The 14,569-nt window shown below is 45.4% G+C and carries 13 protein-coding genes; 12 read left to right on the forward strand and 1 reads right to left on the reverse strand.

What is annotated here, in order from left to right:
- Window positions 1-4: 4 nt before the first annotated feature.
- Window positions 5-1,078, reverse strand: a complete 1,074-nt coding sequence (gene rlmN, locus CKK33_RS05485; RefSeq protein WP_095703138.1) for a 23S rRNA (adenine(2503)-C(2))-methyltransferase RlmN — start codon at window positions 1,076-1,078, stop codon at window positions 5-7.
- 141 nt (window positions 1,079-1,219) lie between these two features.
- Between rlmN and CKK33_RS05490 the strand changes: the two genes are divergently transcribed.
- The 12 genes from CKK33_RS05490 to CKK33_RS05545 all read left to right on the forward strand — a co-directional run bounded on the left by CKK33_RS05490 (window position 1,220) and on the right by CKK33_RS05545 (window position 14,559).
- A complete protein-coding gene (locus CKK33_RS05490) occupies window positions 1,220-2,392 on the forward strand; it encodes an amidohydrolase family protein (protein WP_095703139.1) in 1,173 nt (390 codons plus the stop codon).
- A gap of 92 nt (window positions 2,393-2,484) precedes the next feature.
- The gene (locus CKK33_RS05495) at window positions 2,485-2,757 is read left to right on the forward strand and encodes an acylphosphatase (protein WP_095703140.1); all 273 of its coding nucleotides are present in this window, start codon (window positions 2,485-2,487) and stop codon (window positions 2,755-2,757) included.
- Window positions 2,758-2,778: 21 nt separating this feature from the next.
- Window positions 2,779-4,263, forward strand: coding sequence for a lipopolysaccharide biosynthesis protein (locus CKK33_RS05500; protein WP_095703141.1), 1,485 nt, complete (start codon window positions 2,779-2,781; stop codon window positions 4,261-4,263).
- The gene (gene dut / locus CKK33_RS05505; protein WP_095703142.1) at window positions 4,260-4,694 is read left to right on the forward strand and encodes a dUTP diphosphatase; all 435 of its coding nucleotides are present in this window, start codon (window positions 4,260-4,262) and stop codon (window positions 4,692-4,694) included. The genes CKK33_RS05500 and dut overlap by 4 nt, the downstream gene beginning before the upstream one ends.
- An 11-nt stretch (window positions 4,695-4,705) precedes the next feature.
- Window positions 4,706-6,436 (forward strand): tetratricopeptide repeat protein, encoded by a 1,731-nt coding sequence (locus CKK33_RS05510; RefSeq protein ID WP_095703143.1) that lies wholly within the window; start codon window positions 4,706-4,708, stop codon window positions 6,434-6,436.
- On the forward strand, window positions 6,414-7,211 hold the full coding sequence (locus tag CKK33_RS05515; RefSeq protein ID WP_095703144.1) for a DUF4292 domain-containing protein: 798 nt from the start codon (window positions 6,414-6,416) through the stop codon (window positions 7,209-7,211). The genes CKK33_RS05510 and CKK33_RS05515 overlap by 23 nt, the downstream gene beginning before the upstream one ends.
- Window positions 7,212-7,227: 16 nt before the next feature.
- The gene (locus tag CKK33_RS05520; RefSeq protein ID WP_095703145.1) at window positions 7,228-8,520 is read left to right on the forward strand and encodes a murein hydrolase activator EnvC; all 1,293 of its coding nucleotides are present in this window, start codon (window positions 7,228-7,230) and stop codon (window positions 8,518-8,520) included.
- Window positions 8,521-8,584: 64 nt separating this feature from the next.
- On the forward strand, window positions 8,585-9,073 hold the full coding sequence (locus CKK33_RS05525) for a twin-arginine translocase TatA/TatE family subunit (RefSeq protein WP_095703146.1): 489 nt from the start codon (window positions 8,585-8,587) through the stop codon (window positions 9,071-9,073).
- Between the two features lie 41 nt (window positions 9,074-9,114).
- Window positions 9,115-9,303 carry a twin-arginine translocase TatA/TatE family subunit gene (gene tatA / locus CKK33_RS05530; protein ID WP_095703147.1) on the forward strand — a complete coding sequence of 63 codons (189 nt, stop codon included), beginning with the start codon at window positions 9,115-9,117 and terminating at the stop codon, window positions 9,301-9,303.
- Window positions 9,304-9,404: 101 nt separating this feature from the next.
- Window positions 9,405-10,832, forward strand: a complete 1,428-nt coding sequence (gene gatA / locus CKK33_RS05535) for an Asp-tRNA(Asn)/Glu-tRNA(Gln) amidotransferase subunit GatA (protein WP_095703148.1) — start codon at window positions 9,405-9,407, stop codon at window positions 10,830-10,832.
- Window positions 10,833-10,889: 57 nt separating this feature from the next.
- A complete protein-coding gene (locus CKK33_RS05540) occupies window positions 10,890-12,149 on the forward strand; it encodes a lytic transglycosylase domain-containing protein (protein ID WP_095703149.1) in 1,260 nt (419 codons plus the stop codon).
- A 109-nt stretch (window positions 12,150-12,258) separates the two neighbouring features.
- A complete protein-coding gene (locus CKK33_RS05545; RefSeq protein WP_095703150.1) occupies window positions 12,259-14,559 on the forward strand; it encodes an NADP-dependent malic enzyme in 2,301 nt (766 codons plus the stop codon).
- Window positions 14,560-14,569 lie beyond the last annotated feature (10 nt).

Raw genomic sequence — 14,569 nt, forward strand, 5'->3', positions numbered from 1 at the left:
AGGTTTAAGCTAACTGCTCCTTTTCCTTCTCTTTTTCGTTAATGGCCAATTGCCCGCAAGCCGCATCAATATCTTTGCCACGGCTGCGGCGTATATTGGTGGTAATGCCTTGTTTGCGCAGGTAATCGGCAAAAGCTTCAATGCGGTCTTCCCCGGCGTTTAAGAAGCTGGCAAATGAGATAGGGTTGTACTCAATAATATTTACCTTGCAGGGCAGGTGCCTACAGAACCGCGCCAGTTCTTCGGCATCTTTCAGCGTGTCGTTCACACCATCAAAAACAATGTATTCGTAGGTAACCGGGTTTTTGGTTTTGGCGAAATAATACTTTAAAGCATCGGCCAAGGCTTTTAGTGAGTTTTGCTCGTTAATGGGCATAATGGCATTTCGCTTTTCGTCATTAGCGGCATGCAGGGAAAGGGCCAGGTTAAATTTCACTTTATCATCGCCCAGTTTACGTATCATTTTGGCAATGCCCGCGGTTGATACGGTAATGCGCTTAGCTGCCATATTAAGGCCATCATCAGCGGTAATGCGTTCTATTGATTTTAAAACGTTGGCATAATTAAGCAGGGGCTCGCCCATACCCATATAAACAATATTGGAGAGCGGGATGCCATAGTTTTCACGTGCCTGCTGGTCAATCAAAACCACCTGGTCGTAAATTTCATCTGGGTTAAGGTTGCGTTTGCGTTCCATATAACCGGTAGCGCAAAATTTACAGGTAAGGCTACAGCCTACCTGTGATGAAACGCAGGCCGTCATACGGTCGGGCGTAGGTATCAAAACCCCCTCAATTAAATGGCTATCGTGTAATATAAAAGAATTTTTTATAGTTTTATCAGCACTAATTTGCGATGAATTTACCTGTACGTTATTAATTGTAAAGGTTTCGTTAAGTTTGGTGCGAAGTTCTTTCGAAATATTGCTCATGTGATCAAAAGATATGCACGATTTTTTCCATAGCCATTCGTACACTTGCTTTGCGCGGAAAGGTTTCTCATCCAGGGCAATAAAGTGTTTTTGCAGACTCTCGAGGGTCAGGCTGCGGATGTCTATTTTATCTTTTTTGTTGTTCACATTACAAAAGTACTTAAATTTAAAAAATCTGTTCTTAATTTAAAGTCATTCTTTTTTCAGATTAAAAACAATAACTAAAGGTTAATTGTAATTTTGGGAAAGTGAGTTTAAGGAGACATTGCTGATGCCAAGTTTTATTTGATGAAAAGTTTTAAAGCCGATTACATTTTCCCTGTTTGTGCCGATCCCGTAAAGAATGGAATTGTTACTGTGGATGACTATGGGAAAGTCATCTCCATTACTGATGAAAATAACCCGCCGGCTCCTGGTGCCCATATTGAGCATGTAAATGGCGTTATAGTGCCGGGTTTCATCAATACACATTGCCATACCGAGCTTTCACACCTCCGCGGCAGAATTGCTCAGGGCGATGGCTTGATCAGTTTTATTAAAGACATCCTCGCGCTGCGTGAAATGCGCAGGGAAGATATCCTGGAAGCAGCTAAAGCCGCCGACCAGGAAATGTACGATAACGGCATTGTAGCAGTAGGCGATATTTCAAATACCGTAAATACGGTTGATATAAAAGCCGCCAGCAAGCTGTACTACCACACTTTTGTAGAAATATTGGGATTTTTACCCGAACGTGCTGAAGCGGTTTTTAACCAGGCGCTTGAAACTTTAGAACAGTTTAAACCTCAGCCATCATCCGTAACCGCGCATGCGCCCTACACGGTTTCGAAGGAATTATTTAAGCTGATCAAAAAATACAGTGATACCGGCCATAACCTGCTGAGCATACATAACCAGGAGTGCGAGGATGAGAATAAATTTTATCGATATAAACTTGGCGGATTTATCGACTTATACAAACACCTCAATTTAAATATCGATTTCTTTAAGCCGCAGGCGCGTAACTCCTTACAGAGCATCATTCCGTTGCTTACTAACCGGCAAAAAATATTAATGGTGCATAATACCTGCACCAACTTAAAGGATATTTATTTCATAAAACGTTTCGACAGGAATATTAACTGGTGTTTTTGCCCCAATGCTAACTTGTATATTGAAAAGCGGCTGCCCAAAGTAGAGCTTTTTGTGAACCAGGGCCTGAACATCACACTGGGTACCGATAGCCTGGCATCAAACAATAAGTTGTGCATCCTGAGTGAAATGCGTATCCTTCAGCAAAATTTCCCTTCCTTATCGCTTCATACCTTACTGGAGTGGGCTACTATAAACGGAGCTCAATTTTTGGGTGTTGATGACCGCATGGGTACCATAGAGGCGGGTAAAACGCCCGGCCTTAACCTGCTAACCGGGCTTGATGGTTTTAAAATAACCGACGAAACCAAGGTGAAAAAACTGGTATAATTTATTTGATCTGCTGATTTTTTTGGCTGCCTGTTGCGTTTAAAGAATGGGTTGTGCATTTTTGGAGTAATTCTCAAATCTAAAATTGCTACATGAAACACCTGGATATTGTTGTTAAGGGTAAAGTGCAGGGCGTGTTCTTCCGCAAATCAACCAAGGCCGTTGCCGACCAATTGGGGGTGCGTGGTTTTGTGCGCAATGAGGCCAACGGTGATGTGTTTATTGCCGCCGAAGCCGATGAAGCCATTATGGAGATGTTCCTGGAATGGTGTAACGAAGGCCCGGAGGACGCCGATGTAACCACCGTTGAAGCCCATGAGGGCGAATTAAAAAACTATCGTAATTTTGAGGTAGTTAAAAAGTAGTCATCATTACAACTATCCAATTTGTCAACCGCTAAAAAATTTGCCGGGCAAACGGCTCTTTACGGGCTTAGTACTATTGCTTCGCGCACGCTGAGTTTCTTTCTAACACCTATATATACATCTACGCTCTCGGGCGGGTCGTACGGGGTGCTTACCATCATGTTCAGCTACGTATCCATCCTCAATGCGGTAATGGCTTTTGGGATGGAGACCACCTTTTTCAGGTATCTGAATAAATATGCCGATAAGGCCCGGCAGGTTTACAACAATACCTTCGCGGTAATATTTGCCATTACTATATTATTCGTGATGGTTACTTTTCCGTTTGCCGGCCATATTGCGGAGCTCATACGCTCGGGCGATAAAATATCGGTGCAGGAATACGCCACCTACATCAGGCTGTTTGTAGGGGTTTTGGTAGTTGATGCCTGGTGTGTGATACCATTTGCCAAACTACGTGCCGATGGCAGGCCCGCGCGTTACGGCATGATCAAGTTTGTCAACATCGCCGTATTTATTACCCTTAACCTTACCTTCTTACTCATACTTCCATGGTGGACAGCCCACCACATGGCAGGTACCGCCTTTATTGATCAATGGTTTGTAAAAGGCTGGGTAGGTTATATCTTTCTATCAAATTTGGTAGCCAGCATCGTATCGTTTATCCAGTTATTGCCCGAGGTATTAAAGCTAAGTGCTGACTTTGACAAGCCAATGCTCAAGGAAATGTTCAGTTATAGCTGGCCGGTATTGATAGCCAACCTGTCTTTCCTGGTGAATGAAAACCTGGATAAGCTTCTGCTGAGCAAAATGCTGCCGCAAAATATAAGCGTGCGCGAGGTAGGCATCTACGGGGCTTGTGCCAAGATATCCATCTTCCTGAGCATATTTGTACAAGCCTTCCGCCTGGGAGCCGAGCCTTTCTTTTTTAACCACGCCAAAAACAAAAATGCAGGCCAAACCTACGCCCGCATTATGGATTATTTTGTGATCGTGGTGGCCATAATTTTTGTAGCGTTGGTGGCCAATATAGAGATCCTAAAATACTTTGTGCGAAACCGGAGCTTTTGGGTTGGCTTAAATGTGGTGCCACCTTTAGTATTTGGGTACGTTTGCCTGGGTATTTACATGAACTTATCGGTGTGGTATAAACTGTCAGACCAAACACGCTATGGCTTGTACATATCAGGTATCGGGGCTATTCTTACCATCATATTAAATGTGGTATTTATTCCTAAATACAGTTATATGGCATCCGCCTGGATATCACTTGCCGCCTATGCCACCATGATGGTGCTATCTTATTTGTGGGGGCAAAAGAATTACCCCATACCCTACAACCTTAAAAAGAACCTGGTATACATCATTATATCCATCATACTGGTATATTTATCATTCACGGTTTTCCACCGGAATATATTTATAGGTAACGGTTTATTGATACTGTTTGGATTGGGCGCTTTATACACAGAGCGTAATGAATTAAAAGCGATATTAAAGAAATGAACGTAAGGATAATCAATAAGTCTGCTAACATATTGCCTGCTTATGAAACGCTGCATTCCGCCGGGATGGACCTTCGTGCCAGCCTGGAAAGTACGGTGATTTTAAAACCGCTGGAGCGTAAGCTGATACCTACCGGTTTGCATATAGAGCTGCCCGAAGGCTACGAGGCGCAGATAAGGCCGCGCAGCGGCCTGGCGTTTAAGCATGGTATTGGTATTGTTAACTCGCCGGGAACTATTGATGCTGACTATCGCGGTGAGATCAAGGTTTTGCTGGTCAATCTTTCCGATCAGGACTTTGAGATCAATACGGGCGACCGTATCGCGCAAATGGTAGTAGCCCGGCACGAGCGCGTTAATTGGGTAGAAGCTAATGAACTGGGCGAAACCGCCAGGGGATATGGCGGTTATGGACATACCGGAATAGGTTAATTTAAGCAGGGATGAAATTTGCAGCGTCGCTTATACTGCTGGCGGGCCTAAACACCGTGTGCGTGGGCCAGGCTAAAAAGCCACCGGGCAACAAAGCTGTTGCCGCACAATCATTATCAGCAGCGGATAGCGGCATGGTGAAGCAGCTCTTTTTTTCGGCCCTGCGCGAAAAAACACTGGACAACAAGAAAGCCGCGGCAGAGCTGTTTAACCGGGTGTTGCAAATAGATGCTAAAAATGACGCCAGCCTTTATGAACTGGCTAACATAGAGCAGGCCCAAAACAATTTGGCCGAATCCCGGCAATACCTTGAACGGGCAGTTGCCATTGATCGTGATAACGAATGGTACTGGAACGCCCTGGCATCGCTATATGAAAAATCCAATGACCTGCCTAAGCTAAACGCCGTTTTTGACGAATTGATAAGGCTTAATCCCGATAAGTCTGACTATTATTATGATAAGGCGAACGCCCTTTATCTGCAAAAACGTTACAACGAAGCCTTAAAATTATATGATAAGGTAGAAGCGCTGGCCGGCCCGAGCGAGGAGCTACTGTTGAGCAAGCAAAAGGTTTATCTGAGGCAAAATGATGTTAAAAAAGCCGCATCGCTGCTTGACGCGCTTATAGAGCAGAACCCCACACAAACGCGATACTATTTAGCTAAGGCTGAAATATTTAGCACCAATAAGCAATACGATAGTGCAATTGCCATTTTGCGTAAGGCAATAGCTATTGACCCGTCTAACGGGCTGCTTCATCTGGCCCTTGCCGATATTTTTCGCGAGCAAAATAAACCCGCGGCAAGTTACGACGAACTGGAAGCCGCCTTTGCAGATAGCAACCTTGATATCGACCAAAAATTGCGAATCCTTTTAGGCTACCTGCCCCGGCTAAAAGAGCCTGACGCACGTGCGAGTGCATTGCAGTTAAGCAAAGTGCTGGTGCAGGCCCATCCTGATAACAGCAGGGCCTACGCTCTTTATGGCGATCTGTTATTGCAGAGCAACCAGGTTAAAGAAGCAAAGGAAGCCTACAAAAAATCCATCAGCCTGGATAAGCAGGCTTATGGTGTGCAGGAGCAACTGGTACGTATTGAGTTTAGTGAAAACAATATGGATGCCGTAATTTACGATGGTGAAAAGGCTCTTGAACTGTTTCCTAACCAGGCGTGGATGAACTATATGGTAGGAGTGGCCTGGCTGGAGAAAAAAAATTATGTAAAGTCCATTAGCTATCTTAAAAACACGGTGATGCTGGCCGCTGATGATAAAAACCTGCTTACCCAATCCTATTCCGGGCTGGGTGATGCCTATCATGCCACGGGCGATAGGAAAAGCTCTGACGATGCTTACGAAAAAGCCTTAGAGGCCGACCCCGATAATGCCTACACGCTGAACAATTATGCTTACTATTTGTCGTTAAGGAACGAACAGTTGGAGAAGGCGGCGCAAATGTCTAAGCACAGCAACAGTTTGGCGCCTGAAAACGCGTCGTTTGAAGATACGTATGCCTGGATATTGTTTAAACAGAAAAAATACGCGGAAGCTAAACTCTGGGCAGAGAAATCGCTCCAACATGATAAGAGTGCCAGTGCTACTAAAACGGAGCACTATGGCGATATTTTATATTTTTTAGGCGATGTAACCGGCGCGGTGCAAAACTGGCAGAAAGCTAAAGCACTTGGAGCCTCGTCGCCGGTGTTAGAACGTAAGATAAATGAGAAGAAATATTCTGAATAAAATAGCCATTGTTTGCTGCCTTGTAGCCTTTGCGGCGTGTAAGTCGAAAAAGCTTACAGTTGTTAAGCGCCCCACCACTGCAGATTCTGCAGCTGCCGCACGTTTAAATTCTACCCGGGAAAAACTTTCGGCTATACAGGCCAACCAGGTGATGTTCAACACATTTACCGGAAAAGCGAAAACCAAGCTGGATATCAATGGTAAAAGCAATGATGTGACACTAAATATCCGCATTAACCGCGATCAGAAAATATGGATATCTATTACCGCTATAGCAGGTATAGAGGTGGCGCGCGCACAGATCACGCCGGATAGTGTGCAGGTAATTAACCGCCTGCAAAGCGTTTACCTGAAAAAGCCATTTAGCTACATTAATAATTTTGCCGGTAAACAGGTTAATTTTAAAACCGTACAAGCACTGTTAGTGGGTAATGCTATTCCCGAGCTGCTTAATGAGCATGCTACCATTACCAACGAAGGCAGCAATACCCTACTAAGTGGTAATATGCAGGATGTAATGTACAAGTTGCTGTTAGGCGCTGATCTTAAAGTTACGCAAACCAACCTGTCAAACCAGTTGGCCCGGCAAACATTGCAGGTAGCCAATAATGTATTTATTAAAGAAGGCCGCCGTGTTATCCCGTCGCAAATAGATATCAGTTCAACCGCTGGTGATAAGCGTATACAAGCCAACCTGCGTTACAACACGGTTGAATTTGATAAGCCGCTTGAATATCCTTTTAGTATCCCAAAAAGTTACGAACCTGCTAATTAAATTATATTTTTGGTGGATGAAACTTTTTAAAGCCGCAATTTTTCTTGCTTGCATGTTGGTTGCTGCCGGAGCGTTCGCACAGAGCAGTGCCGAACTTAAACGCCGGCGCGAAAAACTATCTGATGAGCTGGAGCAACTTAACCGGGAGTACCAGGAAACCGCCAGCAATAAAAAAGTATCATTAAAGCAGCTGAATATCCTGAAAGCACAGATCAATCTTCGGGAAGAAAAGATAGCCAATATCAACTCTGAGGTAAGAAATTTAGATAACCAAATCTCTGAAAGCAATAATACCGTACGTAACCTTCAAAGCCAGTTAGACCAGTTAAAGAAAGAGTACGCGGGCATGGTGCTGTTTGCTTATCGTAACCAAAGCGCCTACAATAAGCTCATGTTTATTTTCGCCGCTAAAGATTTTAACCAGGCTTACCGGCGCTTAAAATACCTGCAGCAGTTTGGTACCTACAGGGAGCGACAGGCGGGTTACATACAGGGAACGCAGCGGGACCTGCATGTAAAGATCAACGAACTGGATAAGGACAAACGCGAAAAGAGCAATTTGCTGGCCAACCAGGAGAAAGAAAAGATAGAGCTGGGTAAAGCAAAAAATAACCAGGTAAAGGTTATCACCGACCTTTCAAAACAACAGGGGGCAATTAAGCAGCAACAGCGGGATATCCGCAAGAGAATAGCGCAAACTAACCGGGCCATTACAGCGGCAATTAGCCGGGAAATTGAAATAGCCAGGCGCGAGGCGGAAGAAAAGGCACGGGCCGAAGCGCGCGCGGCGGCGGCAAGGGCAAAGGCGGAGAACAGGGAAGTGGCGGTAACCAAGCCAACCATTACCAAGTCATCAACCAATAGCCAGGTGCTTAATGCCACGCCGGAGGCGGCAAGGCTGTCGAACGATTTCCTGGGCAACAGGGGCCGTTTGCCTTGGCCGGTAGCCAACGGGCAGTTATTACATGGGTTTGGCACCTATACCGATGCGGACGGCATCAGGAATGAAAGCAGCGGATACGAGATACGTACAGCAGCCAACGCCACAATAAGGGCGGTATTTGATGGCGAGGTACGGCGGGTTATCGACGTAGCGGGTTCTTACACCGTGATATTGAAACATGGTGAGTACTTTACATCATACTCTAACCTCAAATCGGTATCAGTAGGCGTGGGGCAGCATATCTCAACTAAACAGGCTATAGGCACGGTAGCGGTTGACCCGTCAACAGGCGATCCTACGGTTTCCTTTACTTTAAATAAAGGTAAGGAGTTCCTGAACCCAAAATCTTGGCTGGCTGATAATTAGTTTTTGTTTAATGCGTTAAGCTGTATAGTACTAATTGTATATTTGTAAACTTAAATGATATAAAATGTTAAGTTCGGTTTTGTTATTCTTAAATATCGGTACTCCAGAAATGATACTGATATTATTTGTAGCCCTTATGCTTTTCGGTGGTAACAAGCTGCCCGAACTTGCACGCGGTTTAGGAAAGGGTATCCGCGAGTTTAAAGACGCTTCTGAAGATGTTAAACGTGAGATCAATAACCAGATCAACAATTACGAGGACAGAAAGACTCCGGAGAAACCCGTAGAAACCCCGGCCGAAACCAAGACAGAAACGCCAACTTACGAGCCTGTTGCCGGTACAGTATCAGCATATACGGGCCATTCGGCTACCGATGCCATTGAGGAACACACGGCGACTGAGGCTTCGACTCATGCTGCCGACGCCACCTTTGAGAACGAAACTACCGTTAAACCGGCTGGTGAAGAAACTCATGTTGCGGAGCATCATGCTGCAGGCACGGAGCATGCAAATACTGTACACACAACAACTGAAAATAAGCATGCCGAATAAGCGGTATGAAGTAAAAATATTTATACATAAAACTTAAAATCATGGGATTAGGCGCACCAGAAATTATTCTGATCATCATTGCAATATTGCTTTTGTTTGGCGGTAAAAAAGTACCTGAATTAATGCGTGGACTTGGTAAAGGCGTAAAAGAATTTAAAGACGCTCAAAACGGCGAAAGTTCAAGCTCATCGGCAAACACCAGCAGCACCGAAGATAAACCTAAGGTTTAATTTCCCTGCAACATTATTGGCGCGGTAAAAAAGCCGCATTTAAAACTTATCAGTTGAAATAGTTTAAGCTTCAACAGATAAGTTTTTTTATTTTAGGCCCCATGACTAATAACTATCACTCGTATAGTGAGCTAAAAAGCGGGTTGGAAAATGGCGACACTACTGTAGAGAAACTGGTGAACGGTTACCTGCAGCAGATACAGGCCAATGCACAACTTAACGCTTTTAACGAGGTGTTTGCAGATGAAGCTCTTGAGCAGGCACGCGTGCTGGATAAGCGTATGCAAAGTGGCGAGCCGGTAGGTAAACTGGCTGGTATGGTGGTTGGCATTAAAGACAATATTTCTTACAAAGGCCACAAGGTTACGGCATCATCAAAAATGCTGGAGAACTTTACCGCCATATATTCCGCTACTATTGTAGAACGTTTGCTGGCCGAAGATGCCATCATCATAGGGCGTTGCAACTGCGACGAATTTGCTATGGGCGCGGCTAATGAAAATTCGTTTTTTGGCCCTGTAAAGAATCACGCGGATCAAACACGTGTATCCGGAGGGTCATCGGGTGGTTCAGCGGTGGCTGTGCAAGCTGGCATGTGCCATGCCGCTATCGGCACAGATACCGGTGGGTCTGTTAGGCAACCGGCCGCTTTTTGCGGTGTAGTGGGTTTAAAACCTACTTACGGGCGTATATCACGCTATGGTATCATTAGTTATGCTTCGTCATTTGACCAGGTTGGGCCCATCACCCGTTCTGTAGAGGATGCCGCTTTATTACTGGAAGTAATGGCCGGACCGGATGAATACGACAGCACCCTTGCCCGCAAACCAGTGCCACAGGTTGCCGATCTGAAAAAAGAAAGTGGAAAAAAGCGGATCGCTTACATGCAGGAAGCTTTATCCAGCCCGGGTGTGGATGCTGATGTAAAAGCCACGCTTGCTGCTTATATTGATAAACTACGCGCGGATGGCCATATCGTAAAGCCTATATCGTTTGAATTACTGGAGTACCTGGTGCCTACCTATTACATACTGGCTATGGCCGAGGCCTCATCCAACCTTGCACGGTATGATGGTGTGCATTATGGCTATCGCAGCCCTAACGCTGTTGATCTTACCTCAACCTATAAAAAATCCCGCTCGGAAGGTTTTGGCAAAGAGGTACAGCGCCGCATTATGCTGGGTACCTTTGTATTGAGCGCCGGTTATTACGATGCCTATTATGCCAAAGCGCAGCGTGTACGCCGCCTTATCCAAAATAAAACCAACGAGATACTCCAGGAGTACGACTTCATATTGGCGCCAACCGCCCCCGAACCGGCTTTTGCTTTAGGGTTAAAGGAGAAGGATCCGGTGGTTACTTACCTTTATGATATTTTTACCGTGCAGGCTTCACTTGCAGGTGTGCCGGCAATATCCTTACCTGCAGGCAATAATGGCAAAGGTTTACCGTTAGGCTTACAATTGATAGCTAAAAGTTTTAACGAACAGGAATTGTTAAATTTCTCCGAATATTTCCTTCAGCTATAAAAAGTTAATATATTAGTAAATAATTCTCATGGTTCTCCATGCGGGTTACCCTAAAGTATGAAGAGACTATTTACTTTGCTCGCCTGCACGCTTATTTTGCAGGTGGTTAAAGCTGATGCAAAAAAAACTTTTACAGCCCTTGCTCTACAATCTTTACAGCAAGACACCAACATACTGGCCCCAGAGCCGCAGGCGCCGGTATCTGTTTACAACAACGTTATTTTTAAACGCCGCTTAGATTCTATCCAGCGCGAGGTACCGCTTGACTACAATGGCTATGTACAGGCTTATATTGATTTGTACAGTCGACGTAAGGATGAGATGGGCCGGATGATCGGTTTATCCAGGTATTATTTCCCTATTTATGAGAAAGCCTTCGCGCAGGCCGGTATTCCTGATGAAATTAAATATCTTTCTATTGTAGAGTCGGCACTAAACCCTAATGCTATATCCAGGGTAGGTGCTGCCGGTCCATGGCAGTTCATGTCAGAAACAGCTAAAATATACGGCCTGGCCATGACAGACTATGTAGATGAACGCCGCGATCCGGTACAGGCCAGTAATGCCGCCGCCGCATACCTTAAAGATGCCTACCTGCAATTTGGCGACTGGCTATTGGCCATTGCCTCATACAATTGCGGCAAGAGCAATGTTGAACACGCCCTTGAGCGTTCGGGCGCGCATGATTACTGGTCCATAAGGGATATGCTCCCACCCGAAACACGAGGTTATGTACCGGCATTTATCGCCGTAAATTACATGATGCGGTACCACCGTTATCATTCCATTACACCACAAACAGCAAGCCTGGCCATTGTTACCGATACGGTAATGGTAAATAAATTTATACCACTTAGTAGGGTAGCGCAAGCCTTGGGTATGCCACTTAAAGACCTCTCTTCGCTTAACCCGGCTTATCGCCAGAAAATTATTAATGGTACTGCAGCTGCGCCACGCTGTTTGGTAGTGCCTAAGCTGGATAAGCAACAAAGTGAAATACTGCGTACAGCTGTTAATGATGTTACAACCCCGGTACGCCCCATAAGGCCGGTACAATACGTAGCTATTGCGCCTCCTCCTCCGCAAGTAACTCCGTACAGGCGATTAGCTGTGGAGGGCGTGCCACAACCGGTTAGCGGTAATGCAAGCCCGGTTACGCCAACTACTCATATCACTAAACGTGGTGAAACACTAAACACCATAGCTACGCAATACGGGGTTAAGGTAGAGCAACTCATGCAATGGAACAGGCAGTTGGGTACTAACGTTAATTTGCCTTTATTGGCCGGGCTATCGGTAAATATTGGCCATAGCTAACGCTGGCTCTCTATCGTATTTTTGTGTAAACAGCTTCGTAATGTGCTTTTTATTGGGGCTTCAGGAAAAGTAATCGTAATTTTGGGCGCTTTAATTAAAGGGAAATTCAATGAACAAACCAAATCGTAAGCAGGATGCTCTTAATTACCATGCTAAGGGCAGGCCCGGTAAAATACAGGTAGTACCTACCAAACCCACCAACTCTCAGCGCGACCTTACTTTAGCCTATTCGCCCGGAGTTGCCGAGCCCTGCCGTGAAATAGCCAACAACGTTGAAGATGTTTATAAATATACCGCGAAAGGTAACCTTGTAGCAGTTATCAGTAATGGTACCGCCGTACTTGGCCTTGGAAATATTGGCCCCGAAGCCAGCAAGCCGGTAATGGAAGGTAAAGGCCTCCTGTTTAAAATATATGCCGATATTGATGTGTTTGACCTGGAGGTTAACGCTAAATCAGTAGATGAATTTGTTAATATCGTTAAGGCGCTTGAGCCAACTTTTGGCGGCGTAAACCTCGAAGATATTTCCGCGCCTACCTGTTTTGAAATTGAACGCAGGCTTAAAGCCGAAATGAATATCCCTGTAATGCACGACGACCAGCATGGCACGGCCATTATCTCGGGTGCGGCCCTGATGAACGCCTGCGAGATACAGGGGAAAAAATTAGATAAGATAAAACTGGTAGTGAACGGTGCCGGCGCCGCGGCGGTATCATGTACTAAAATGTACCTGTCATTAGGGGTTAAGAAAGAAAACCTGGTAATGTTTGACATTAACGGATTGCTTACTCCTGACCGTACCGACCTGGATGATATCCGCATGGAGTTTGCTACCCAGCGCAAAGATATTACTACCCTGGCCGATGCCATGAAAGGCGCCGACGTTTTTGTGGGTCTTTCTGCCGGTAATGTGGTAACGCCCGCAATGCTGGTGAGCATGGCTAAAAACCCTATTGTTTTTGCTATGGCCAACCCTGAGCCGGAAATAAGTTACGACCTGGCTATTGCCGCCCGTAAGGATATTATTATGGCTACCGGCCGGTCCGACTTTCCTAACCAGGTGAACAACGTATTGGGCTTCCCTTATATTTTCCGTGGTGCGCTTGATGTAAGGGCGACTGCCATTAACGAGGAAATGAAGATTGCTGCTACAAAGGCTATCGCCGAAATGGCGAAAAAGCCGGTACCGGAAGCGGTGAACTTGGCTTACAACATTACTAACCTTAAATTTGGCAGGGATTATATTATCCCTAAACCAATGGATCAGCGCCTGATTACAGAGGTTTCGGCAGCGGTAGCAAAAGCGGCTATTGACTCTGGTGTAGCACGTAAAATTATTACTGATTGGGATGCCTACCGCGAAGAATTGATGACCCGCCTGGGCACCAACAACAAAATACTGCGCGACATCACCAACCAGGCTAAACAAAACCCTAAACGGGTAGTATTTGCCGAGGCTGATAACTACAAAATATTACGTGCCGCGCAGATTGTAAAGGAAGAAAAGATAGCCACGCCGATATTATTGGGTGATGAAACCCGCATCCGCGAGATCATGCGCGAAACGGAGCTTGACCTGGGCGATGTAGAGATCATTGATCCTAAAAAGCAAACCAACCGCTCGGAAGAGTATACACAGTTCCTGTTCAAGAAACGCCAGCGCAGAGGAGTAACCTTGTTTGAAGCCAAAAAAATGATCACCGACCGTAATTACTACGGTGCTTGCATGGTGGAGTTTGGCGAGGCCGACGCGCTGATTTCGGGGTTAACCAAGAATTACGCCTCAACCGTTAAGCCTGCCTTACAAATTATCGGTATTGAAGAAGGTATTAGCCGCGTAGCGGGTATGTACCTCATGATCACACCAAAGGGGCCATTCTTTTTTGGTGATACCACAGTAAACATAAATCCTACGGCCCAGGAACTCGTAGACATAACCGTATTGATAGAAAAGTCGGTTAGGCAATTGAATATCCAGCCCCGCGTAGCGGTGCTGTCTTATTCAAACTTTGGCTCAAATGATGGTGAGCTGCCGGAGAAAACCCGTGAAGCGGTTAAAATACTACATGAGAAGTATCCGGATATGATTGTTGATGGCGAAATGCAGGCTAACTTTGCCCTTAACCCGGCATTGCTGGCAGATAATTTTCCATTCTCAACGTTAAATGGCAAGCCGGCTAATACACTGATATTCCCTACATTAGAATCTGGTAATATTGCTTACAAGCTGATGCAGGAAATTGGTGGCGCGGAAGCTGTTGGCCCTATTCTTTTAGGGTTAAAGAAACCGGTGCATGTATTGCAGTTAGGCAGTTCGGTACGCGAGATTGTGAACATGGTAACCATAGCCGTTATTGACGCGCAGATAAAATGCGCCCGCGACAGCCAGGCTAAAACAAAAAAGAAATAATCTGAAGAAA

Origin of the sequence: Mucilaginibacter sp. MD40, assembly GCF_002288635.1 — a bacterium.
Taxonomy (GTDB): Bacteria; Bacteroidota; Bacteroidia; order Sphingobacteriales; family Sphingobacteriaceae; genus Mucilaginibacter.